Below are 23,010 nucleotides of genomic sequence, written 5' to 3' on the forward strand. Positions count from 1 at the left end.
CGGATGCGGGTATTGATCGTTAAAACCTCCTCCATGGGCGACGTGCTGCACACGCTGCCCGCGCTAACCGACGCCGCGCAGGCTATCCCCGGCATCCGCTTCGACTGGGTGGTTGAAGAGGGTTTCGCGCAGATCCCCTCCTGGCATGAAAGCGTCGAGCGGGTGATCCCGGTGGCGATCCGCCGCTGGCGCAAAGCCTGGTTTTCCGCGCCGATCAAAGCCGAGCGTCAAGCCTTTCGCGAGGCCGTTCAGGCGGTAAAGTATGACGCCATCATCGATGCCCAAGGGCTGGTAAAAAGCGCCGCGCTGGTTACTCGCCTGGCGCACGGCGTCAAGCACGGTATGGACTGGCAAACGGCCCGCGAGCCGCTGGCGAGCCTGTTTTACAACCGCCGCCACCATATCGCGAAACAGCAGCACGCGGTGGAGCGTACCCGTGAGCTGTTCGCCAAAAGCCTTGGCTACGCGAAACCCCAGACCCAGGGGGATTACGCCATTGCGCGCCATTTCCTGCAGCACGAGGCTAGCGCTGCCGCGCCCTATCTGGTGTTTCTGCACGCCACCACCCGCGACGATAAGCACTGGCCGGAAACCCGCTGGCAGGAGCTTCTCGATCTGCTGGCCGACAGCGGCGTCCACATTAAGCTGCCGTGGGGGGCCCCGCACGAAGAGGCGCGGGCGAAGCGGCTGGCGGAAGGCCGGGAGTATGTCGAAGTGCTGCCGCGCATGAGCCTTGAGCAGGTGGCGCAGGTTCTGGCCGGCGCCCGGGCCGTCGTCTCGGTCGATACCGGGCTGAGCCATCTGACCGCCGCGCTGGATAAACCGAACTTTACGCTCTACGGCCCGACCGACCCGGGGCTGATTGGCGGATACGGTAAAAACCAGCATATCGTGCGGCCGGAAAACAGCGCCAGCACCGGCGATATTGCGGCCAGCCGGATTCATCTTCTCCTGCAAAATCAGGGGCTGCTCTGATGGGATCCCTGTTTAAGCAGATCTACCGCTATACGCGCCCTCGCGCGTATCGCCACAATGAAAATCTGTGGCCTTTTACCCGTATTACGCGCGCGCCAAGCGGCGAAATCAGCGCGTTACGCTATAAAGGGAAAACGGTGCCGCTGGTCAGCCTGAGCGCGCTGAAAAACAGTATGCAGGGCGAAGTCCTGCTGACCGCCACCGGCCCCTCAACCCGCAATATCGATTTTTCCCTGTTGTCGAAAACGATCCCGGTGATGGGCGTCAATGGCGCCTGGCATCTTGCCGACCGGCTGCACTTTTCGCTCTATACCATCGTCGACATGGAATTTTTCGATAAGAAGCCGGACATTATCCGCGCCATTGTCAGCCAGCCGGATATTTTGCTGTTCACCACCATGCACGGGATCGCCAAAATCGTCGATCGCTATGGGGACGCGCTGCGCTGCCGTTTGGCGTTGATTGAGGACGGTTGCTATAAGATTTACCAGCCGAAAGTCGCCAGCGAAGCGATAAAGCGCACTTACCAGCAGAATGCGGCGATGTGCTTTCATCCTCAGCGCCCGGATATCTGTTTTAGCACCGATATTCGCCAGGGCATCTTTGATGCCGGCACGGTGGTCTACTGGGCGCTGCAAATTCTCGCCTGGCTGGGCTTCAATACTATCCTGGTGAGCGGCCTGGATATGACCAACTTTAACCAGCCGCGATTCTACGAAACACAACAAGAAAAATTGCCTTCTTACCTGGCAACAAAAGTGGATACCCTCGTCATGCCCTCCTTTGCGCATGCCGCGCAGGTACTGCAGCAACGCCAGATTCGGGTGATTAATTTTTCCCCAGAAAGCGCTGTGCCAGATACTATCTTCGAAAAGGTTGCGTTTAATGAGTACTTTAAAAGTGAGTAACTTCGCCAGACAGGGTTACTCGATTGTCTTTCCTTTGTTTTTATTTTTCAGCGCGATTTTTTGCATGTCCACCCGGACCAATAATCTGCTGCATTTATCGATCCTGCTGCTATTGCTGTCGCTGGTACGCCTGGAAAACCGCCAGGCGCTGGCCGGGGTGTTACGCGAGCAGTGGCAGACCTGGACGCTGCTGGCGGCTTTCTTTATCTATTACGCCCTCAGTAATGTGTGGGGCCATACGCCGCAGCATATTGACTCGCCGATCACCCACGGCGTGTATCTGACCGGGTATCTGTTGCTGATGACGATGCTGCTCAGGGACGGACGAACCCGCCGACTGGCGATGCTGGCGGTGGTCGGCGGGATCACCGTGCTCTCCCTGTGGACGCTGATTATCGACCATACGCTGGTTCTCACCGAACGAGCGGTCTCCCCCGAGAACCCCGGACCAACGAACGTTATCGACCTTGCCGGTTACTGCGGCATCGGCATTTTAATCTGCGGCATGCTACTGAAAGAAAAAGCCAGCCACTGGCTCTATCTGCCGGTGGTCATCATGCTGGTGATGCTGCTGCTCACCCAAAGCCGCGGGCCGATCATCGCCCTGGTGCTGGCGGTCGGCTGTACGCTGCACCTGCACGTCTTCACCCGCCGCAACCTGCTGATCGCCGCGGCGCTGGCCGTGCTGGTAGCGCTGCTTTTGGTCATGACGCCGGTGGGCGACATGCTGCTCGCCCGTTTCGAGGAGCTGGGCACCCAAAGCGGGCTGCGCCTGAGCATCTGGCACCATACGCTGTCGGAGATGGCCAGCCAGCCGTGGCTGGGGCGCGGTTTCAGCTATGAACTGGATTTCATCAACTACAGCGGCGAGCACATCACCACCACCCACAGTGTGTATATGGGCGCCCTGCTGAAAGGCGGCATCGTGGGGTTACTGCTGCTGTTGGCGATCATTGCCTGCGGGCTATGGCAGGCGTGGCGCAAGCGCCATACCGACAGCCGCTACAGTCTGGCGATCCTGTTTTACGCGCTGGTGTTTATGGCCTCGCAGGGGATGTTTATCATCAGCAATCCCCGGGAAACCTGGGTGCTGTTCTGGCTGCCGCTGGGCATTGCGCTCAGCAAAGGGTTGGCGGAAAAACGCTAACAAAAAGGGCCGTCAGCGGCCCTTTTTATATTAACTTTTTAAATTAACTGCGGGCGGCGACCAGCCGGTCGGCCTGCTCTTTAATCACGGGCCACACCGACTCAATCGCCACATCGGCGACATTCGCTTCTTCACAGACTATCTGCTTCGCCTTGTCATAGCCCGGCGCCCAGATGTGATAGCCGGGCAGCCCGGTATTCTTGAGTTTGCGTTTGTTATAGACCGCCACCATCGGCTTATCGAAAGCCCGGGCAATATGCACGATCGAGGTGTCCGGCGTAATGACTAAATCACAGCTGCGGATCACTTCTACGGCGGAGTTGATGGTGCTGTCGGCGATGTACAGCGCCATATCCAGCCCCAACTGGCGGATTTTTTCAGTGCGCCCCACCATCACGATACAGACCCGGTAAGGCAGAGCATGTAGCCGCTCGACCAGGGTCGCCACCTGGTGACGACAGAAGTCTTTATCCTCGGAGGCGGTAAAAGGGTTAATGGCGATACGCAGTTCGACCTCTCCGGCCTGAGAAAGCAAGCGGGCCACTTTCTCCCGCTCATGGCGGCAGCCGGGGAGATGATAGTGATACGGGCGGTCGTCAACGATGCCAAACAGCTTCACCACCTGCTTATAGCGCAGGGAAATATGGCTGTTGCCGTCAAAAAAAGCGATTGAGTGATCGTAAAGTTTATAGGGCTCTTTATTAAAACCAATCACGCTGGTCGCCCGTAAATCGGCGAGTAATTTAAAGCGTTCATAGTTGGTCACGTCATCAAAATCGATAACCGCATCAAAACCCGCCGCCCGCAACGTATTTAAGGACATGCGGGGCCGATATAAATATACTTGCTGAATGAATTCTGAGCCTGCTAATATTTCGCTGCATATTGGTCCGGTTAACACCGAAACCTGATATCCCCGTTCGGCCAGTATTCTGGCGCAGCCGGTCGTGACCACCATATCACCGACTTTATCATCCAGACGCAATAGCAGCACGCGGCGCACAGCCGCTGGGTCGAAGGCTTTACGCGCCGGCTTATTTCTGTATCGATAGTTAATTAAATTAAATTTAATGCCGCGGAAAAAAGCATTCTTTTTCCGCGTTAATTGTTTAAGGATACGCATACGGTACCTTGAGCTGTGTTAGCGCTGTGTAATTTTCCGCTGGTAATATTCTGCCAGCGTCATGCCCTTCACCTGCGGCGCCAGCCAGCTAAAAAAGGCTTCGAGGTCAGCGTATAAACGCTCAATATCCCGTTCATTCTGGAACGTGGGGCTGCCGCCGGGCATATACTCTGAAGAGTGGAGCATATATTCCACGTAGTCATTGCCCTGCGTCAACGTTTGTTCGACGACTTTTTTCATCGTCTCCACATTGCCGCCCATCGGTCGCAGCCAGTGTACGGAGGGGGATCGCACTTTGCCGCGCAGGCGGTCGTAGCCCTGCTTCACGCTGTTCATCCACGCTGAGTGCTTGTACTGGATGCTCATCGGCACTTCCAGCAGCGGCGAGTGGCCCTCGCGGCTGATGTCATTTTCATCGAGGAAATAGGCATGCTGCGGAAAGCGGCGATAATCGGTCCCGCCATCGCCCTGCGGCGCCCCCTTGGCGGTCTTCCAGTTCACCCGCGGGGTCACCGAGCAATCCACCTGATACCCGTATTCCACCAGCAGACGCGCATAGCGCTCGTCAAAAGCCCAGCGCCCGGCGCGATGGCTAACCATTTTGGTCTGGAAGGTATCCTCCAGCAGACGCGTCATATAGTCGACCTTCTCACGCATCATAGCGTCGCTGTATTCAATAAGATAAGGCTTATGGCGCCAGTCATCTGCAGTCAGCGGCTCGGTCGGCGGGCTGTTCCACGCATGCAGATGCATGCCGACTTCCGCGGTGCCGCGGGCAATCACGTCTCTGGCGAATTCGATATAAAAGGGGTCGATGGCCATTTCATAGTTGGTCAAATAGACCGGTTTAAAGCCATACTTTTCGCAAAGCTGCTGAAAACGCGGAAGATAACGCGCATTCTCGGTGGTGATGCTGTCATGTTTTTGCCAGAGGTTATCGCCCTCTGTATCAATCGTAATGAGAAATGCGGGATTGTGCACGAAAACGTCCTCAGGCCATACGTATCGGGTCATGGTAGAGCAATACAACGCTTCTCTCAATCTGTCTGATCCCCTAGAATCGGAACCCTTATCCTGGATGAAGAACAGAGTATGACGCCTGAAACCCTCTCCCGCGGCCCGTTGAACCCGGCGCGGATCCTGGTCATTAAGCTGCGCCATCATGGCGACATGCTGCTGATCACCCCGCTTATTCACGCGCTGAAACAGCAGTACCCCGCCGCCAGCGTGGATGTCCTGTTGTATGAAGAGACCCGGGATATGCTCGCAGCCAACCCCGATATCCACCATATTTATGGTCTCGATCGCCGCTGGAAAAAGCAGGGAAAAAGGTATCAGCTGAAGATGCAATGGCAGCTCATTCAGACGCTGCGCCAGCAGCGGTACGATATGGTGCTTAACCTGGCCGACCAGTGGCCGAGCGCGGTTATCAGCAAACTGACCGGCGCCGCGACGCGGATTGGTTTTGATTTTCCGAAGCGCCGCCACCCGGTCTGGCGCTATTGCCACACCGCGCTGGCCTCCACCCAACAGCACAACCAGCTGCATACGGTACAGCAGAATCTCTCTATTCTCGCTCCGCTCGGTCTCCAGTTGAACGATGCGCCGGCGCGGATGGGCTACAGCGAAGCAGACTGGGCCGCCAGCCGCGCCCTGCTGCCGGAGGACTTCCGGGAACACTACATCGTCATCCAGCCGACGTCGCGCTGGTTCTTTAAATGCTGGCGCGAAGATCGGATGAGCGCCCTGATCAACGCGCTGTCCGCCGAAGGATACGCGGTGGTGCTCACCTCCGGCCCCGATGCTAGAGAGAAGAAGATGGTGGATACCATCATCGCCGGCTGCCCGCAGGCGCGACTACACTCTTTAGCCGGCCAGTTAACGCTGCGCCAGCTGGCGGCGGTGATCGATCATGCCCGGTTGTTTATCGGCGTCGACTCGGTGCCGATGCATATGGCTGCAGCCCTTGGCACTCCGCTGGTCGCCCTGTTCGGCCCCTCGAAGCTGACCTTCTGGCGTCCGTGGCAGGCGAAAGGCGAGGTGATCTGGGCCGGCGACTTCGGTCCGCTGCCCGATCCGGACGCTATCAACACCAACACCGACGAACGTTATCTTGATTTAATTCCTACCGACGCCGTGATCGCGGCGGCGAAAAAGGTACTGGCATGAGTAAATTCAGGCTGGCTCTGGTGCGGCAGAAGTACCGCCCGGACGGCGGCGCAGAACGGTTTGTCTCCCGCGCGCTGGAAGCCCTCGACAGCAGTCATCTGCAACTGAACGTCATCACCCGCGAATGGCAGGGGCCGGTGAAACCGGACTGGCAGATCCATATCTGTAACCCACGTAAATGGGGGCGCATCAGCCGCGAGCGCGGCTTTGCCAACGCCGCGCGCGCGCTCTGGCAGCGCGAGTCCTTCGACCTGGTGCAGAGCCATGAACGTATTCCCGGCTGCGATCTCTACCGCGCTGGCGATGGCGTTCATCGCCGCTGGCTGCAGCAGCGCTCGCGCATTTTACCGGCCTGGAAAAGCCGCCTGCTGTTCGCCGACCGTTACCACCGCTACGTCATGCAGGCGGAACGCGAGATGTATGAAGACTCACACCTGCGCGGGGTGATCTGCAACGCCGAGATGATCAAGCGCGAGATTATCGAAGACTTTGGCCTGCCGGCGGAGAAGATCCACGTTATTTACAACGCCATTGACAACCAGCGCTTCCTGCCGCCAGACGAAGAGACCTTTGCCGCCTTACGCGCCAAATGGCAGCTGCCGCTGCAGGCGACCTGCCTGATCTACGTCGGCTCCGGCTTTGAACGTAAAGGGCTGGCGGCGGCGATTCGCGCCATCGCCCCTACCGATCGCTACCTGCTGGTGGTCGGCAAAGATAAGGATCAGCCTCGCTATCAGGCGCTGGCGAAGAGCCTGAACTGTGAAGCGCGGGTGCGCTTCTTCGGCATGCAGTCGGAGACATTGCCCTTCTATCAAATGGCCGATGGTCTGCTGCTGCCGACCCTCTACGATCCGTTCCCCAACGTCATCCTCGAGGCAATGGCCTGCGGTCTGCCGGTGATCACCACTACCGGCTGCGGCGGGGCGGAGTTTATCGTCGACGGCCACAACGGTTACGTCTGCGACGCTCTGGATATCCCGGCGCTACAGCAGGCGGTAATGGCCCTGCCCGCGCGCGCGCTGAGCTCCGCGGAAGGCGGTCACGCCCGCGAGCGCATTATGGCCTGCACCAGCGAGCGACTCTCAACCCAGCTGCTTTCTCTTTATCAGGATCTGGTGAATTAACGATGCGCATCTTATTTGTGATTGACGGTTTACCCGGCGGCGGCGCGGAAAAAGTGGTCCTGACCCTGGCGGCACAGTTCCTGCGCGACGGCGATCGGGTGTCGCTCATTTCGCTGCGCGATGTCTGCGAGTACCCATTGCCCGAGGGGCTCGACTACCAGGTAGTTGCCGATCGCTGCCGTAAACCGTGGCGCAAGCTGACCGAGCTGTCCCGCCGCGCCCGCCAGCTGGATGCCGCAGTCGTGCGGGCCGAACAGCAGGGGCAATTTGACCTTGTGCTCTCCAACCTGCACAAAACCGACCGCATCGTCGCCCGCAGCCGGGCGCTGCGCGAGCGTAACGTCTGGTTCTGTCTGCACGGCGTATTCTCTGCCTCCTATCTCGGGCACCGCACCGGCTTTGACCGCTGGATGAAGCAGCAGAAAATTAAGCGAATTTATCAGGGTCGCAACGTGGTGACGGTTTCCGACGCGGTGGGGCGAGATCTGGTGGAAGAGTTTGCCCTGCGCCCGGCACAGCTGAAAACCATCTACAATCCCTTCGATATCACTGCCCTGCGCGCCGAGGCGGAAGCCGATAGCGAGCGCCCGGACGGTGACTACCTGATTCACGTCGGTCGCTTCCATCCGGGCAAACGCCATGACCGCCTGCTTGAAGCCTATGCGCAGAGCGGCATCGACGCACCGCTGGTGCTGCTAGGCCAGGGAAAACCGGAGCAAGAGCAGCGCCTGCGCCAGCTGGCAAAAACGCTGCACATTGACGATCGGGTGTGGTTCAAAGGCTTTCAGAAAAACCCCTTACCGTGGATCAAAGGCGCACGGATGCTGGTTTTGAGCTCCGATAGCGAAGGATTCGGCAATGTGGTGGTGGAGGCGCTGCTGTTACATATTCCTGTCGCCAGCACCCGCTGCCCCGGCGGCGTCACCGAGATCCTCACCGGCGAACTTGCCCGCGGTCTGGCGGATCTCACCAGTCCGGCGCTGGCTCAGACGATGCAAAGCATTTACCATAACCCGCCGGCCATCGACGATGCCGCGCTGGAAAAATTCAGCGTCGTATCCATTTGTCAGCAGTACCGTCAGCTGCAGCGCACCTGACGCCGTTAGTTAACCAGGATCGAAGATTTATGAGTCAAACGCCTTTATTGAGCATCGTGGCTGCCGTCTACAACGGTGAGAAATTTCTAGCGCAATTCTTTGAGTGCATTGAACAGCAGCAGCTGGACAGCTATGAACTGATCCTGGTGAACGATGGTTCGACAGACAACAGCCTGGCGGTGATCGCCGAATGGCAGGAGCGGCTGCAGAACGTCCAGGTGCTGGAGCAGGAAAACCAGGGCGTCTCGGTCGCGCGCAATACCGGCCTCGCCGCCGCCAGCGGCAAATATCTCGCGTTTCCGGATATCGACGACAAACTCTATCCGGGCATGTATCGCACGCTGCTGGAGATGGCCGAGAAAGAACATCTCGATATCGCTACCTGCAACGGCACCTATGTGTACGAAAAGCGCCGCGAGAGCCACCCGATCTTCCCACTGGATCGTCTGCCCTCGACGGATGTGCTGCCGGGCCATGTCTGGCTTAAGCAGGCCCTGGACTCGCGGAAGTTTCTGCACGTCACCTGGCTTAATATTTATCGTCACGACTTTATCCGCCAGCATCACTTCCATTTCGAGCCTGGCCTGCGCCATCAGGATATCCCATGGACCACAGAAGCCCTGCTGGCCGCGGAGCGCGTGCAGTACACCAGTCAGCAGTTCTATGATTACTACATTCACTCTGAGTCGGTGTCGCATAAGCCGGACAACGACGACACGCTGATGCGTTCGGCGCGCCACTATATGAAGATTCTGGAGATGCTGGAGGCGATTAACCAGCGCTACCCGGATAAAGTACGCCATATCGCCGCCTGTCGCTGGCAGATCGCCAAAGAAGGCCTGGGGATCATCCATACCTTCGATAGCATGAAAGATGAGTCCAAAAAGCATGTTATTATTAACGAATTCTTCGACCGCGGTATCTGGCGGTTAATCTGGAAAAACGCCTGTACTTTCCGTTTACGCTGGCGCCTGGGACGCCGTTATCTGCGTATTAAGCGTTATCGCCACGCGGGATAGACCAAAAACCCGCTGTTTCCGCCAAAGAGATAGCTTTACGCGGGCTAAATGCTTAGAATTTGCCCGCCAAAACAGAGAACGGATAAATAGTTTGGAATTGCTTTATACCACCCTACTTTACCTTATTCAGCCGCTGGTGTGGCTGCGGCTGCTGCTGCGCAGTCGTAAGGCTCCTGCCTATCGCAAACGCTGGGCGGAACGCTATGGCTTCTGTCAGAACAAGGTAGAGCCGGATGGCATTCTGCTGCACTCCGTTTCCGTCGGCGAGACCTTAGCCGCCATTCCGCTGGTCCGCGCCCTGCGCCACCGCTACCCTTCTCTGCCGATCACCGTCACCACCATGACGCCGACCGGCTCCGAGCGCGCCATGTCGGCGTTTGGCAAAGATGTTCATCACGTCTATCTGCCCTACGATCTGCCCGGCGCCATGAACCGCTTCCTGAACACCGTTCAGCCGAAGCTGGTGATCGTTATGGAGACCGAGCTGTGGCCGAATATGGTGGCCGCGCTGCATAAGCGTAAGATCCCGCTGGTGATCGCCAACGCGCGCCTGTCCGAACGTTCCGCCAAAGGCTATGCCAAACTGGGCGGCTTTATGCGCCGCCTGTTGAGCCGCATTACGCTTATCGCCGCGCAGAATGAAGAAGATGGTAACCGCTTCCTCTCTCTGGGGCTGAAGCGCAACCAGCTGGCGGTCACCGGCAGCCTGAAATTCGATATCTCCGTCACGCCAGAGCTGGCGGCCCGGGCGGTGACGCTGCGTCGGCAATGGGCACCGCACCGCAAGGTCTGGATTGCCACCAGCACCCACGACGGTGAAGAACAAATCATCCTCCAGGCGCATAAAAAACTGCTGGAGACTTTCCCGAACCTGCTGCTGATCCTTGTTCCCCGCCATCCGGAGCGCTTCCCTGACGCCCGTGAGATGGTACAAAAGGCTGGGATGAGCTTTACTCTGCGCAGCACCGGCGAGATCCCCTCCTCCAGTACCCAGGTAGTCATTGGCGATACCATGGGCGAGCTGATGCTGCTCTACGGCATTGCCGACCTCGCCTTCGTCGGCGGCAGCCTGGTGGAGCGCGGCGGCCATAACCCGCTAGAGCCGGCGGCGCACGCCATTCCGGTGCTGATGGGTCCGCATACCTTCAACTTCAAAGATATCTGCGCCAAGCTGCAGCAGGACGATGGCCTGATCACCGTTACCGATGCCGATTCGCTGGTCAGGGAGGTGTCCACGCTCCTGACCGATGAAGATTACCGTCTGTGGTATGGCCGTCACGCGGTGGAAGTGCTGCATCAGAACCAGGGCGCGCTGTCGCGTCTGCTACAGTTACTGCAACCTTACCTGCCGCAGCGGAGTCATTAATGTCGAACCGGCTTTCCGTGGTGATGATCGCTAAAAACGCCGCCGACCTGCTGCCGGATTGTCTGGGCTCCGTTAGCTGGGCGGATGAAATTATCGTCCTCGACTCCGGCAGCACCGACAACACCGTTGAGCTGGCCCGCCGCCTCGGCGCCCAGGTCTATACCCATACCGACTGGCGAGGCTATGGCATTCAGCGCCAGCGCGCGCAGGATTACGCCACCGGCGACTGGGTGTTGATGATCGATACCGATGAGCGCGTCACGCCAGAACTCAGGCAGGCTATTCTTAAGGTACTGGACGCCCCCCAGCGCGGCGCCATCTACAGCATCGCCCGCCGTAACTATTTTCTCGGACGCTTTATGCGCCACAGCGGTTGGTATCCCGATCGCGTCCTGCGCCTGTACGAACGCGCCCGTTACCGCTATAACGATAATCTGGTCCATGAATCGCTGGATAGCCTGGGCGCCGAGGTTATTCCGCTGACCGGCGATCTCCTGCACCTGACCTGCCGCGACTTCGCTGGCTTCCAGCAAAAACAGCTGGCGTATGCCGCCGCGTGGGCGCTTGAGCGTCACCAGAAGGGCAAGAAGACCTCGATGGCAGGGATTTTCAGCCATACGCTGGGCGCGTTCCTCAAGACGTTGCTATTGCGCGGTGGGGTGCTGGACGGTAAACAGGGATGGTTACTGGCGATGGTCAACGCGCAGTATACGTTTACGAAATATACCGAGCTGTGGGCGCTGAGCCACGGCTACTCGGAGAAAGAGTCATCATGAGCACAAAAGCGATCTATCCGGGTACCTTCGACCCTATCACCAACGGTCATATCGATATTGTCACCCGCGCGGCAAGTATGTTCGATAAAGTGGTGCTGGCTATCGCCGCCAGCCCGAGTAAAAAGCCGATGTTCAGCCTTGATGAGCGCATTGCGCTGGCAGAGCAGGCGACGGCCCACCTGGTGAACGTGGAGGTTATCGGCTTCAGTGATTTAATGGCCAATTTCGCGCGCGCGCAGCAGGCCAATATCCTGATCCGCGGCCTGCGGGCGGTGGCTGATTTCGAGTATGAGATGCAGCTGGCTCATATGAACCGCCACCTGATGCCCACCCTTGAGAGCGTGTTTCTGATGCCGTGCAAAGAGTGGTCGTTTATCTCTTCCTCACTGGTGAAGGAAGTGGCGCGCCACCAGGGCGACGTTTCTCACTTTCTGCCAGCTAATGTGCATCAGGCGCTGTTGAATAAGCTGAAGTAACGCATCTGCCGGGACATGAGCCACGTCGGCTGGCGCAGCACTACGCCGCTGGGCCATTCACACCGGCTCTGTCCCGGTCTTTGTGCCAGATGGCGCTACGCTGACCTGGCCTACAAACGCCCCCGGCCCACCAGATGCGCACCCGCAGGCCCGCTGACCTGGCCGACAAACATTCCTGTTCCTGAGACTACTTCTGGCACTGACGGCAATAAAAGGTCGCCCGCTGGGCATGTTTGGTCCCGACGACCGGCGTGCCGCAGATCCGGCAGGGTTCGCCCTTGCGGCCATAGACCTGTAGCTCCTGGGCGAAGTAGCCCGGCTTGCCATCGCTTTGCAGGAAATCCTTTAACGTGGTGCCGCCCTGCTCTATCGAACGCAGCAGGACCAGCTTAATCACCTTCACCAGCTGCTCACACTCTTCCCGCGACAGCGAGGACGCCAGCCGGTCAGGATGGATCCCGGCGGAGAACAGCGATTCACTGGCGTAGATATTCCCCACGCCCACCACCAGCTTGTTATCCATCAGCCAGGGTTTGATCGCGGTTTTCTTCTTCGCGCATTTTTGCTGGAGATAGTCGGCGTTGAACGCGTCACTGAGCGGCTCCGGGCCAAGATGGGCCAGTACCGGATGGCCTTCCAGCGTTCTGGTCCACAACCAGGCGCCAAAGCGGCGTGGATCGGTGTAGCGCAACACCTTGCCGTTACTCATGACCAGGTCAACGTGATCGTGTTTTTCAGCAGGCAGCTCTTCGCTCAGGATGCGCAGGCTCCCCGACATCCCAAGATGGACGATGATCCAGCCGTCCGGCAGCTCCAGAAGCAGGTATTTGGCGCGGCGACGCACGCTGAGAACCGGAACGTCGCTCAGGCGATAAATCTCTTCGGAAACCGGCCAGCGCAGCCGTCCGTTGCGCACGACGGCGTGCAGAATGGTTGCGCCAACCAGGTGCGGCTCGATGCCGCGGCGGCTGGTTTCAACCTCTGGTAATTCAGGCATGATTTTCCTCCGTTTACCCGACGTATTGTGCTTCACGGACAGGTGACTGAAAAGGGAGTATGTGAAAGCAATATGGGGGAGTTTTAAAAACAAAAAACCCCGCCGAAGCGGGGTTTTTATACAAGGAGGCTAAAATTATTTGATTTTAGCTTCTTTGTAGATAACGTGCTGACGTACAACCGGATCGTACTTTTTCAGTTCCATTTTTTCCGGTTTGGTACGTTTGTTCTTCGTGGTGGTGTAGAAGTGACCAGTACCAGCGGAAGAAACCAGCTTGATTTTCTCACGAATACCTTTAGCCATGATTTATTTCCTCTAAGTACTTAGTACTTTTCGCCACGGGCACGCAGTTCAGCCAGAACTGTATCGATGCCTTTCTTATCGATTACACGCATACCTTTAGCAGATACGCGCAGGGTGACAAAACGCTTCTCGCTCTCAACCCAGAAACGGTGAGAGTGCAGGTTCGGCAGGAAACGGCGTTTAGTCGCGTTCAGTGCGTGGGAACGGTTGTTACCGGTCACCGGACGCTTGCCAGTAACTTGGCAGACTCGGGACATGTCTATTCTCCAAAAATCAAATTAGCTCGAGCTTCGTATGGGGTATTGGCGCCTCGTCAGGCTTTACAGCCTGGTCATCGCAGTTCAATGTGAACTCTCGACTGCCAGGCCCAAATGCCAAACCCGAGATTCTCAAAGGTGGCGTAGTATACGCTGACTCGGCGATGTGCTCAAGTCCCGAACAGACAAAGATCCCGAAGGATCGCCAGTTCGGGGCTAAATCCAGCCACGTTCGGCAAAAGATACATACGCACCGCGGCCGATAACCAGATGATCAAGCACGCGTATATCCATGAATCTACAACATTTTATCACCCTTTCGGTAATCAGTCTGTCGGCCTGACTTGGCTCCGGGCTACCGGAGGGATGATTATGCGCAAGGATCACGGCGGCGGCGTTCACTTTGATGGCTTCGCGTACAATTTCTCGCGGATGCACCTCAACGTGGCTAAGAGTACCAGAAAAAAGACGACTATGTTTCAACACCCGGTTCTGATTATCTAAAAAGATCACCATAAAGATCTCGCGCTCCTCTTCCGTCAGCTGGCTTTGTAAAAACTCGCGCGTCATCGAGGGGGTGACCAGCGCGGCCTCCTCGACCAGCTGCGAGCTAAAATAGCGTCGCGCCAGCTCGGCAATGCCCTTCAGTTGCGCATATTTCGCCAGCCCCAGTCCGTCCACAGCAATCAGTTGCGCTTTATCAGCGGAAAGCAGAGCGTAGAGTGAGCCAAAACGCTGCAGTAACGCCTGGGCATAGCTGAGCACATCCTGACGACGCGTGCCGACGCGCAGAAAAAGCGCCAGCAGCTCAACATCCGTTAGCGTTTCGATGCCGTACTGCAGCATCTTCTCCCGTGGCATCAGATTTTCCATTCCGTCCATGCGCCCTCCTGGGTGAATCAGCCTATCCTGGCACAGCCTGACGGCGCTGCCGACCCGCCGATTTTCACCCTGCGTAGCCGCTCGCAAAGTGAATGCCCGGCAGAGACACGACGGCGGCAGGATTGTGATAAGATGCGCGGATTCTGGTCTACGGCAACAGGAAGACATCATGATGACTCTGGCGGGTAAAAAAATCGTCCTGGGCGTCAGCGGCGGCATCGCGGCGTATAAAACCCCGGAACTGGTGCGCCGGCTGCGTGAACGCGGCGCGGAAGTGCGTGTCGCGATGACGGAGGCGGCAAAAGCGTTCATCACCCCACTCAGCCTGCAGGCGGTATCCGGCTATCCGGTTTCCGACAGCCTGCTCGATCCGGCGGCGGAAGCGGCAATGGGCCATATTGAGCTCGGTAAATGGGCCGACCTGGTGATCCTCGCCCCAGCGACCGCCGATTTAATCGCTCGCGTGGCGGCCGGCATGGCCAACGATCTGGTGTCGACGATCTGTCTTGCCACTCCATCCCCGGTTGCCGTGGTGCCCGCCATGAACCAGCAGATGTATCGCGCGCAGGCCACCCAGCATAATCTGCAGACGCTCGCTACCCGCGGGCTGCTGCTATGGGGACCAGACAGCGGTAGCCAGGCCTGCGGCGACGTCGGCCCGGGGAGAATGCTCGATCCGTTAACTATCGTAGACATGGCCGCGCAGCATTTCGCCTCCCCTGTCAAAGATTTGCAACATCTCAACCTCATGATTACCGCGGGCCCGACCCGTGAGCCATTGGATCCGGTGCGTTATATCACCAACCACAGCTCTGGCAAGATGGGCTTCGCGATTGCCGCCGCCGCAGCGCAGCGGGGCGCGAACGTGACCTTGATCAGCGGGCCGGTATCGCTACCGACCCCGCCGTTTGTGCAGCGCATTGATGTCACTACCGCGCTGGAGATGGAAGCGGCCGTCCAGGCTGGCGCCCAGCAGCAGCACATTTTTATTGGCTGCGCCGCGGTAGCGGATTACCGCGCCGCCGTCATCGCCGAAGATAAAATAAAAAAACAAGGTGATGAATTAACAATAAAAATGGTTAAAAACCCGGATATCGTGGCCGGGGTCGCGGCGCTAAAATCACATCGCCCCTACGTCGTTGGGTTTGCCGCCGAAACGAATAATGTGGAAGAATATGCGCGGCAAAAACGTGCCCGCAAGAACCTCGACCTGATTTGCGCCAACGATGTTTCCCAGCCTAATCAGGGCTTTAACAGCGACAGCAACGCACTACACCTTTTTTGGCAGGATGGGGAAAAGCGCTTACCACTTGAGCGCAAGGAACTCCTGGGCCAATTATTACTCGACGAGATCGTGACCCGTTATGATGAAAAAAATCGACGTTAAGATTCTGGACCCGCGTGTCGGCCAGCAATTTCCGCTGCCGACCTATGCCACCTCCGGCTCCGCCGGACTTGACCTGCGAGCCTGTCTCGACGACGCCGTAGAGCTGGCGCCGGGCGCAACCACGCTGTTGCCGACCGGCCTTGCGATTCATATCGCCGATCCCTCTCTGGCGGCGGTGATCCTGCCGCGCTCCGGCCTGGGTCATAAGCATGGCGTAGTCCTGGGCAACCTGGTGGGCCTTATCGACTCCGATTACCAGGGGCAGCTGATGGTGTCCGTCTGGAACCGCGGTCAGCAGAGCTTTATTATCGAGCCGGGCGAACGTATCGCACAGATGGTCTTTGTGCCGGTCGTTCAGGCGGAATTTAACCTGGTGGAATCCTTCGATGCCACCGACCGCGGCGAAGGCGGCTTCGGTCACTCAGGGCGTAAATAAGCCCAGCAACACGGAATCTGCATCCCAACGCGCATAACGCAATAACATTACCGCAAGCCCTGGTTTGCGGTCGCGTTGTGGATGTCTGCCTGACAAGTGCTTATTTTCAGGGGTATTTTAAAACATGGCAGAAAAGCAAACTGCGAAACGGAATCGTCGCGAAGAAATACTTCAATCTCTGGCGCTGATGCTGGAATCCAGCGATGGTAGTCAGCGTATTACCACCGCGAAACTGGCGGCTTCCGTCGGCGTCTCTGAAGCCGCGCTGTATCGCCATTTTCCCAGCAAAACCCGCATGTTTGACAGCCTGATCGAGTTCATTGAAGACAGTCTGATTACGCGCATCAATTTGATTTTGAAAGATGAAAAGGACACCACCGCGCGCCTGCGCCTGATCGTTCTGTTGATTCTTGGCTTTGGCGAGCGTAATCCTGGGCTGACGCGTATCCTCACCGGGCACGCGCTGATGTTCGAACAGGACCGGCTTCAGGGTCGCATCAACCAGCTTTTTGAGCGCATCGAAGCGCAGCTACGCCAGGTGATGCGCGAGAAAAAAATGCGCGAAGGCGAAGGCTACACCCTCGACGAAACCCTGCTGGCCAGCCAGCTGCTGGCTTTCTGCGAGGGCATGCTGTCGCGCTTTGTGCGCAGCGAGTTCAAATATCGTCCGACGGATGATTTCGACGCCCGCTGGCCGCTGGTCGCCGCACAGCTGCAGTAAATCCTCACATGCAGCCGCCAGGCTGCATGATTCTCCTCGCAATCTGCGTAAGTTTGTCGCAAATCCCAGGGCCATTGGTTGAATTGCCCAATGCGCGTTTCCGCTTTCCTTTCCTACTATCCAGCTTGCTGAACATTTCACCCTCCCCCAACACCACCCGACAAGGAGAGATTTGATGGCGACGTCACGGCGGGATTTACTGAAGATAGGCGGGTTGGCAACCGCATCGCTACTGGTCAGTCAAAAAAGCTTCGCAGCATGGGCCCCCTCTGAACGCTATCCGGACCCACGCATCGTGGCCGTCGATGATAGCTTTCGTCGCTATATGCTTGCCAGCGCAAAGGTCGAACGCATCGCCAGCGGCTTCCGCTGGGCGGAAGGCCCGGTCTGGTTCGGCGACATGCGAATGCTGCTGTGGAGCGACATTCCGAATAACGCCATCATGCGCTGGGATGAAGTCAGCGGAGAAACCAGCATCTTTCGCTACCCGGCCAATTATAGCAATGGTCACGCCCGCGACAGACAGGGGCGCTTAATCAGTTGCGAGCACGACACCCGCCGCATTACGCGTACCGAATACGATGGGTCTGTTACCGTACTGGCCGATAGCTACCAGGGTCATCGCCTCAATTCTCCAAACGATATCGTTGTGAAGTCAGACGGCACCATCTGGTTTACCGATCCGCCATTTGGCATCAGTGGTTTTTACGAAGGCCACAAAGCAACATCAGAATTGCCGCAAAACGTCTATTGTCTGGAGCCGGAAAGCCGCAAACTGAGCGTGGTACTGGGCGACGTAAAAGGGCCAAATGGTTTGTGTTTCTCGCCGGACGAAAAGACCTTATACGTGGTGGAAAGCCGGGCGACACCGAACCGCTTAATTCTGGCGTGGGATGTGGAAGGCAATACGCTGAAAAATAAACGGGTATATCTCGACTGTGGGAACGGTACCGCCGATGGGATCGCCTGCGACGCAGACGGCAATCTGTGGTGCGGATGGGGAAGCGGAAACGAAGAACTCGACGGCGTGCGGATCTTCAACCCTCAGGGTAAGCATATCGGCACCATTAAACTGCCAGAGCGCTGCGCGAACTTGTGCTTTGGCGGCGAACAGCGCAATCGTCTGTTTATGGCGTCCAGCACGTCAATCTATTCGCTGTACGTCAATGCGCAGGGCGCTAAGCTGATATAGCGGAAATCCGGCAGCCGAGGCTGCCGGGCGCATCATCAGACGCCGTAGGCTTCACGATAGGCGCGAACTGACGCCAGGTATTCCGCCATCTCTGGCTTTTCTTCCAGGTAAGCGATCAGCTCTTTCAGAGTGATGATTGAGATAACCTGGCAGCCGTAATCCCGCTCCACTTCCTGAATGGCGGAGATCTCGCCGCGGCCGCGTTCCTGACGATCCAGGGAGATCAGAACGCCCGCCAGCTGCGCGCCCTGGGCCTGGATAATCTCCATGGATTCGCGAATCGCCGTACCGGCGGTGATCACGTCATCCACCAGCATTACCCGGCCCTGCAGCGGGCTACCGACCAGATTGCCGCCTTCGCCATGGGTTTTTGCCTCTTTGCGGTTAAAGCAGTAAGGCAGATCGCGGTCATGATGCTCGGCTAACGCCACCGCGGTGGTGGTGGCGATTGGGATTCCTTTGTAGGCCGGGCCAAACAGCAGGTCAAACTCAATTCCGGAATCCACCAGCGCCTCGGCATAAAAACGGCCCAGCAGAGCCAGATCGCGCCCGGTGTTAAACAGGCCGGCGTTGAAGAAATAGGGGCTCTTGCGCCCGGATTTCAGCGTGAATTCGCCAAACTTAAGAACCTGCTTGCTAAGCGCAAACTCAATAAACTGGCGCTGATACGGCTTCATGGATTCGCTCCTTTGGTACTTTTCATCATTGTCAGACTGCGCGCTCCCCTTCGCAGGTGTGATGAAGGATAAAGCGCAAAAAAAAGGCGACTTCTCAGTCGCCTTAATCATTAATTTTCTAACGCCGCCTTCTGCGTCGTGATAATGGACTCGATCCCCCCTCGGGCTAACGCCAGGAGAGTGAGGAGTTCTTCATGGGTAAACGGCTCACCTTCCGCAGTGCCCTGCACCTCAATAATACGGCCATCTTCGGTCATCACCACGTTCATGTCGGTCTCCGCGGCGGAGTCTTCGATGTACTCCAGATCGCAGATGGCTTCGCCATTTACGATACCGACGGAGACCGCGGCCACCATCCCTTTCATCGGATTGGTTTTCAGCTTGCCGGCGGCGACCAGCTTATTCAGCGCATCGGCCAGCGCCACGCAGGCACCGGTAATGGAGGCAGTGCGGGTGCCGCCGTCGGCCTGCAGTACATCGCAGTCGAGAGTAATCGTGAATTCGCCCAGCGCTTTCAGGTCAACCGCTGCGCGCAGCGCACGGGCAATCAGGCGCTGAATTTCCATCGTCCGGCCGCCCTGCTTGCCTTTTGCCGCTTCACGCGCGTTACGCGTGTGCGTAGAACGCGGCAGCATGCCGTATTCAGCGGTGATCCAGCCCTGGCCCTGGCCTTTCAGGAAACGCGGAACGCCTTCGTCAATAGAGGCAGTGCACAGCACTTTGGTATCACCGAATTCGACCAGCACGGAGCCTTCAGCGTGTTTTGTGTAATTACGGGTCAGGGTGACGGGACGCACCTGATTAGCGCTACGGCCTGCTGGACGCATGATAGAAATCTCCGGCTTGAAACGAATGTGAGGGCGCATTATACGAATTTCATGGCAAAAAGCCTATGCCCACTCCAGCCGGACGCGCCGATAATGTCAGTCCAGCGTTTTACGATAAGATTTCAACCCCACGCCAATGACAATCACCGCCAGGCCTATCAGCGGCAAGAGGTCAGGCAACAATGCCGTTGCTGAATAGCCTTTCAGCATAATGCCCTTAACCAGGCGGATGAAGTAGGTCAGCGGTAAACAGGAGCCAATGGCTTTCGCCCAGTCAGGCATACTAATAAAGGGGCTAATAAAGCCGGACAGCATAATGGAAGGGATAAAGTAAAAAGAGGACATTTGCAGCGCCTGCAGCTGGTTTTGTGCTAAGCCAGAAATACCGATACCAATTGACAGACAAAGAAAGACATAAATTAACAGCACAAAAAATAGTAGGAAGACGCTACCGTGAAGGGGGATATCGAACAACAAAACGGCGGCAATCAGGATTAACGTCGCCTGAAACAGACCAATGATAACAAAAGGCGTTATTTTCCCAATAATGACCTCAAGCCCGGACAACGGAGAGACCAGTAAATTCTCTAACGCCCCGTTTTCTCGCTCGCGGGTAATTGACAGGGCGGTCATCAGGATTAACGTTGTACTGAGTATCGACCCCATAATACCGGGAATAGTATTAAACTGGGTTATCCCCTCAGGGTTAAACATGCGATGAATGATAAGCTCGAAATCATCCTCTTTTTGCACCACACGCATGTCGCCCGGCAAATCGTGCTGAAACATCGACTTCGCTACCTGCACAAGGGCGCTGAGCGCATTCCCCGTGGTGATCGGATCGATGGCATCCCCCTGAATTAATAGTTGTGGCTTTTCTCCACGCAGTAACTTGCGCGTAAACCCCTCAGGGATCGTCACGATAAAAGTGACATCCCCCCGCACAAAGGCTTTCTGCGCCGCCTCTTCTGAATCGACAGGAATCATCGAAAAATACCCGGTATTTTGCGCTTCCGTCACAAAGATTTGACTCATGCGTTCGGTATCATAATTTAGTAAGGCGGTCGGAAGATTATGCGGATCCATATTGATGGCATAGCCAAGAATGATCAGCTGAAAAAGAGGTGTCAGGAGCACCATACTGATGCTGACTTTATCACGGCGTAGCTCGTGAATTTCCTTAATAACCACGCCAATCCACCGCGTAATGGAGAAGCTAAAATTAATTTTTTTCACAATTATTTTTCATCAAGTAGGTAAATGCATCTTCCAGATTGGTATCCACCTTACAGAACTCATAACCCTGTTGCGTAAAGGCAAAAAGCGCGGATTTTAACTTCGCTTCATCTCTGGATGTAATATAAAGCTGATTGCCAAAAATGACCGTTTGCTCAATATCCGGCAAGCGCTGTAGCTGGCTTTCAAGCAGCGTCAGACCGGCGCCGCTGGTTCGCATGGTGATCAAATTCTGGGAGGCGATAATCGACGCAATAGTGCCATTCGCCAGCAGCCGACCATAAGATAGATAGGCAACCTTATGGCAGCGCTCAGCCTCATCCATATAATGCGTGCTCACCAGTATCGAGATCCCCCGGTCAGAGAGCTGGTGCAGCATTTGCCAGAACTCTCGCCGCGCCTTGGGATCCACGCCAGCAGTCGGCTCATCCAGAAATAGCAAAACAGGTTCATGCAACATACAGGCGGCGAGGGCCATTCTTTGCTTCCAGCCCCCAGAAAGCTCCTTAGCCAGCTGGTGCTGTCGGGCAGTGAGGCCTAACTCAGAAAGCGCACGTTCAACCCGATCTCTAGGCCGATCGAGGCTATATAATCGCGCAATAAAAAGTAAGTTTTCCCGAATAGTTAAATTTCCCCACATTGAGAAATATTGGGTCATGTAGCCTATCTTTTTCTTTATCTTTTCCCGCTGCGTAAAGATATCCATACCCAGACAAGTACCTTCACCGGAATCCGGCGTAATCAAACCACACATCATTCGAATCGATGTCGTTTTTCCGCTACCGTTCGGACCGAGAAAACCATAGATCTCGCCTTTTGCCACCTGTAAAGAGAAATCCTTTACGACGTGATGCTCGCCAAAATGTTTATTGAGATTTTTTACATCAATACAAAGATTATTCATCGCCAATAATCTCCACATCAAACGGTTGGCCGATTTTCATCCGCCCTGCCTGCTGCAGCGCAGGGATAGCCTCCGCCATAAAAATGAGCTTCTCACGACGTTTCGTACTATAAATAACTGGAGGCGTAAACTCGGCCTCAGGGCTGATATAGTTAATAACGCCAGCAATGGGCTCAGCGCAACCATCGCATATAAGTTTTACCTTAGATCCGATTTTAAATTTACCGAGCTTCGCTTCGGGTATAAAGAAGCGTACTTTTATATTCTCAGGAGGTAACAGACTGATTATTGGTTTACCAGCAGAAGGGCGCTCCCCGGCACGATAAATAATATCGAAGACTTTAGCATTGACCGGAGAAACAATCGTCGTTTGCTGGACATCCCACAGCGCCTTATCCCGTTCGAGTTTTGCCGCGGCCACCATTGAGCGCTGCTTGCTAATCTCATCCTGCCGGGCAGGGAGTTGCCGTGCTTTGAGTTGATTAATTAACTCTTCAACCTGTGCGCCTTTTTGAGTTAATTCATCCCGGATATCCTCCCATTCCGCAAGCGATATGGCATGATTGGCGTAAAGATTACGATATCGCCCAAGCTGCCGCTTTACCTGGGATTCTGCCGATTGTGCTTTTTTAATCTGCGAACGTATAATATCCAGCTCTTCAGGCCGTTCTCCAGATTCCAGATTTCGTAATAGAGCGCTCTCTGCTGATAGTTTTTCCTCAGCGCGCAGGAAAATATTTTGCGCATCGAAGGACTCAATCTTCACTAACTCCTGTCCTGCGGCGACGTTATCTCCTTTATTGATCAAGATCCGTTCTATTTTTTCATTACCAGAATATGAAAGGTATACAAATTCTCCATGTGAATAACCGGATAACATGTTATCTGGTTTGTTATCACACCCGGTGAGTATCAGCACCGATATCAGTATAATAAATACATTTATTGGCTTTCGCATTAAAACGCATCCATACGCATATCATTTCCCTTATCACTACGGTCTGGATTGAG

The 23,010-nt window shown here is 56.2% G+C and carries 26 protein-coding genes; 15 read left to right on the forward strand and 11 right to left on the reverse strand.

The annotated features are described in order from the left end of the window. Positions 1-3 precede the first annotated feature (3 nt). The 3 genes from rfaC to KHQ26_RS07290 are packed head-to-tail and all read left to right on the forward strand — an operon-like array spanning position 4 to position 3,030. A complete protein-coding gene (gene rfaC / locus KHQ26_RS07280; RefSeq protein ID WP_004152048.1) occupies positions 4-975 on the forward strand; it encodes a lipopolysaccharide heptosyltransferase RfaC in 972 nt (323 codons plus the stop codon). Then, positions 975-1,883: a sugar glycosyltransferase gene (locus tag KHQ26_RS07285; RefSeq protein ID WP_002922468.1), complete on the forward strand. Its 909-nt coding sequence runs from the start codon at positions 975-977 to the stop codon at positions 1,881-1,883. The genes rfaC and KHQ26_RS07285 overlap by 1 nt, the downstream gene beginning before the upstream one ends. After that, the gene (locus KHQ26_RS07290) at positions 1,861-3,030 is read left to right on the forward strand and encodes an O-antigen ligase family protein (RefSeq protein ID WP_029496964.1); all 1,170 of its coding nucleotides are present in this window, start codon (positions 1,861-1,863) and stop codon (positions 3,028-3,030) included. The genes KHQ26_RS07285 and KHQ26_RS07290 overlap by 23 nt, the downstream gene beginning before the upstream one ends. Positions 3,031-3,073: 43 nt before the next feature. Here KHQ26_RS07290 and KHQ26_RS07295 read toward each other — a convergent pair whose 3' ends face one another. Together KHQ26_RS07295 and KHQ26_RS07300 are read right to left on the reverse strand one after the other, a co-directional pair. Continuing rightward, positions 3,074-4,153 (reverse strand): glycosyltransferase family 9 protein, encoded by a 1,080-nt coding sequence (locus KHQ26_RS07295; protein WP_020804950.1) that lies wholly within the window; start codon positions 4,151-4,153, stop codon positions 3,074-3,076. An 18-nt stretch (positions 4,154-4,171) separates the two neighbouring features. Continuing rightward, positions 4,172-5,134 (reverse strand): polysaccharide deacetylase family protein, encoded by a 963-nt coding sequence (locus tag KHQ26_RS07300; RefSeq protein ID WP_002922494.1) that lies wholly within the window; start codon positions 5,132-5,134, stop codon positions 4,172-4,174. 111 nt (positions 5,135-5,245) lie between these two features. Here KHQ26_RS07300 and rfaQ point away from each other — a divergent pair, with 111 nt between their 5' ends. The 7 genes from rfaQ to coaD all read left to right on the forward strand — a co-directional run bounded on the left by rfaQ (position 5,246) and on the right by coaD (position 12,180). Further along, positions 5,246-6,322 (forward strand): putative lipopolysaccharide heptosyltransferase III, encoded by a 1,077-nt coding sequence (rfaQ, locus tag KHQ26_RS07305; RefSeq protein WP_004181527.1) that lies wholly within the window; start codon positions 5,246-5,248, stop codon positions 6,320-6,322. Then, complete coding sequence (locus tag KHQ26_RS07310) at positions 6,319-7,446, forward strand: glycosyltransferase family 4 protein (RefSeq protein WP_004173910.1); 1,128 nt, start codon at positions 6,319-6,321, stop codon at positions 7,444-7,446. The genes rfaQ and KHQ26_RS07310 overlap by 4 nt, the downstream gene beginning before the upstream one ends. A 2-nt stretch (positions 7,447-7,448) precedes the next feature. Continuing rightward, on the forward strand, positions 7,449-8,543 hold the full coding sequence (locus KHQ26_RS07315) for a glycosyltransferase (protein ID WP_016529885.1): 1,095 nt from the start codon (positions 7,449-7,451) through the stop codon (positions 8,541-8,543). Positions 8,544-8,572: 29 nt separating this feature from the next. Then, entirely contained in the window at positions 8,573-9,562 is a 990-nt protein-coding gene (locus tag KHQ26_RS07320; RefSeq protein ID WP_004173909.1) for a glycosyltransferase, read from the forward strand. A gap of 91 nt (positions 9,563-9,653) precedes the next feature. Continuing rightward, positions 9,654-10,928 (forward strand): lipid IV(A) 3-deoxy-D-manno-octulosonic acid transferase, encoded by a 1,275-nt coding sequence (gene waaA / locus KHQ26_RS07325; protein ID WP_004145263.1) that lies wholly within the window; start codon positions 9,654-9,656, stop codon positions 10,926-10,928. Then, a complete protein-coding gene (locus KHQ26_RS07330) occupies positions 10,928-11,704 on the forward strand; it encodes a glycosyltransferase family 2 protein (protein WP_004145264.1) in 777 nt (258 codons plus the stop codon). Before waaA ends, KHQ26_RS07330 begins: the two co-directional genes overlap by 1 nt. Continuing rightward, positions 11,701-12,180 carry a pantetheine-phosphate adenylyltransferase gene (coaD, locus tag KHQ26_RS07335; protein ID WP_002922501.1) on the forward strand — a complete coding sequence of 160 codons (480 nt, stop codon included), beginning with the start codon at positions 11,701-11,703 and terminating at the stop codon, positions 12,178-12,180. Before KHQ26_RS07330 ends, coaD begins: the two co-directional genes overlap by 4 nt. A gap of 187 nt (positions 12,181-12,367) precedes the next feature. Here coaD and mutM read toward each other — a convergent pair whose 3' ends face one another. The 4 genes from mutM to radC all read right to left on the reverse strand — a co-directional run bounded on the left by mutM (position 12,368) and on the right by radC (position 14,619). Continuing rightward, on the reverse strand, positions 12,368-13,177 hold the full coding sequence (gene mutM / locus KHQ26_RS07340) for a bifunctional DNA-formamidopyrimidine glycosylase/DNA-(apurinic or apyrimidinic site) lyase (protein WP_004173907.1): 810 nt from the start codon (positions 13,175-13,177) through the stop codon (positions 12,368-12,370). A gap of 135 nt (positions 13,178-13,312) precedes the next feature. Further along, on the reverse strand, positions 13,313-13,480 hold the full coding sequence (gene rpmG / locus KHQ26_RS07345) for a 50S ribosomal protein L33 (RefSeq protein ID WP_002922510.1): 168 nt from the start codon (positions 13,478-13,480) through the stop codon (positions 13,313-13,315). A gap of 20 nt (positions 13,481-13,500) precedes the next feature. Then, positions 13,501-13,737 carry a 50S ribosomal protein L28 gene (gene rpmB, locus KHQ26_RS07350; protein WP_000091955.1) on the reverse strand — a complete coding sequence of 79 codons (237 nt, stop codon included), beginning with the start codon at positions 13,735-13,737 and terminating at the stop codon, positions 13,501-13,503. 216 nt (positions 13,738-13,953) lie between these two features. Next, the gene (gene radC / locus KHQ26_RS07355) at positions 13,954-14,619 is read right to left on the reverse strand and encodes a RadC family protein (protein ID WP_020804953.1); all 666 of its coding nucleotides are present in this window, start codon (positions 14,617-14,619) and stop codon (positions 13,954-13,956) included. A 172-nt stretch (positions 14,620-14,791) separates the two neighbouring features. On the opposite strand from radC, the gene coaBC reads away from it, so the two are divergent. The 4 genes from coaBC to KHQ26_RS07375 all read left to right on the forward strand — a co-directional run bounded on the left by coaBC (position 14,792) and on the right by KHQ26_RS07375 (position 18,355). Next, on the forward strand, positions 14,792-16,006 hold the full coding sequence (gene coaBC / locus KHQ26_RS07360; RefSeq protein WP_004188117.1) for a bifunctional phosphopantothenoylcysteine decarboxylase/phosphopantothenate--cysteine ligase CoaBC: 1,215 nt from the start codon (positions 14,792-14,794) through the stop codon (positions 16,004-16,006). Further along, positions 15,984-16,442: a dUTP diphosphatase gene (gene dut, locus KHQ26_RS07365; protein WP_004145270.1), complete on the forward strand. Its 459-nt coding sequence runs from the start codon at positions 15,984-15,986 to the stop codon at positions 16,440-16,442. The genes coaBC and dut overlap by 23 nt, the downstream gene beginning before the upstream one ends. Before the next feature lie 124 nt (positions 16,443-16,566). After that, on the forward strand, positions 16,567-17,163 hold the full coding sequence (gene slmA, locus KHQ26_RS07370; protein WP_002922598.1) for a nucleoid occlusion factor SlmA: 597 nt from the start codon (positions 16,567-16,569) through the stop codon (positions 17,161-17,163). A gap of 175 nt (positions 17,164-17,338) precedes the next feature. After that, positions 17,339-18,355, forward strand: a complete 1,017-nt coding sequence (locus KHQ26_RS07375; RefSeq protein ID WP_004173905.1) for an SMP-30/gluconolactonase/LRE family protein — start codon at positions 17,339-17,341, stop codon at positions 18,353-18,355. A gap of 35 nt (positions 18,356-18,390) precedes the next feature. Here the strand turns inward: KHQ26_RS07375 and pyrE are convergent, their stop codons facing one another. From pyrE to KHQ26_RS07400, 5 genes are all read right to left on the reverse strand, one after another. Then, complete coding sequence (gene pyrE, locus KHQ26_RS07380; protein ID WP_020804946.1) at positions 18,391-19,032, reverse strand: orotate phosphoribosyltransferase; 642 nt, start codon at positions 19,030-19,032, stop codon at positions 18,391-18,393. 110 nt (positions 19,033-19,142) lie between these two features. Further along, positions 19,143-19,859: a ribonuclease PH gene (gene rph / locus KHQ26_RS07385; protein WP_002922602.1), complete on the reverse strand. Its 717-nt coding sequence runs from the start codon at positions 19,857-19,859 to the stop codon at positions 19,143-19,145. A gap of 96 nt (positions 19,860-19,955) precedes the next feature. Further along, on the reverse strand, positions 19,956-21,095 hold the full coding sequence (locus KHQ26_RS07390; RefSeq protein WP_020804942.1) for an ABC transporter permease: 1,140 nt from the start codon (positions 21,093-21,095) through the stop codon (positions 19,956-19,958). Then, positions 21,082-21,999 carry an ABC transporter ATP-binding protein gene (locus tag KHQ26_RS07395; protein WP_020804945.1) on the reverse strand — a complete coding sequence of 306 codons (918 nt, stop codon included), beginning with the start codon at positions 21,997-21,999 and terminating at the stop codon, positions 21,082-21,084. Before KHQ26_RS07395 ends, KHQ26_RS07390 begins: the two co-directional genes overlap by 14 nt. Beyond that, on the reverse strand, positions 21,992-22,918 hold the full coding sequence (locus tag KHQ26_RS07400) for an HlyD family secretion protein (RefSeq protein ID WP_269465041.1): 927 nt from the start codon (positions 22,916-22,918) through the stop codon (positions 21,992-21,994). The genes KHQ26_RS07395 and KHQ26_RS07400 overlap by 8 nt, the downstream gene beginning before the upstream one ends. Between KHQ26_RS07400 and KHQ26_RS07405 the strand changes: the two genes are divergently transcribed. After that, positions 22,878-23,009 (forward strand): hypothetical protein, encoded by a 132-nt coding sequence (locus KHQ26_RS07405; RefSeq protein WP_004216995.1) that lies wholly within the window; start codon positions 22,878-22,880, stop codon positions 23,007-23,009. The genes KHQ26_RS07400 and KHQ26_RS07405 overlap by 41 nt on opposite strands. Position 23,010: the final 1 nt, after the last annotated feature.

Origin of the sequence: Klebsiella sp. 10 (assembly GCF_018223925.1) — a bacterium.
GTDB lineage: Bacteria > Pseudomonadota > Gammaproteobacteria > Enterobacterales > Enterobacteriaceae > Klebsiella > Klebsiella pneumoniae.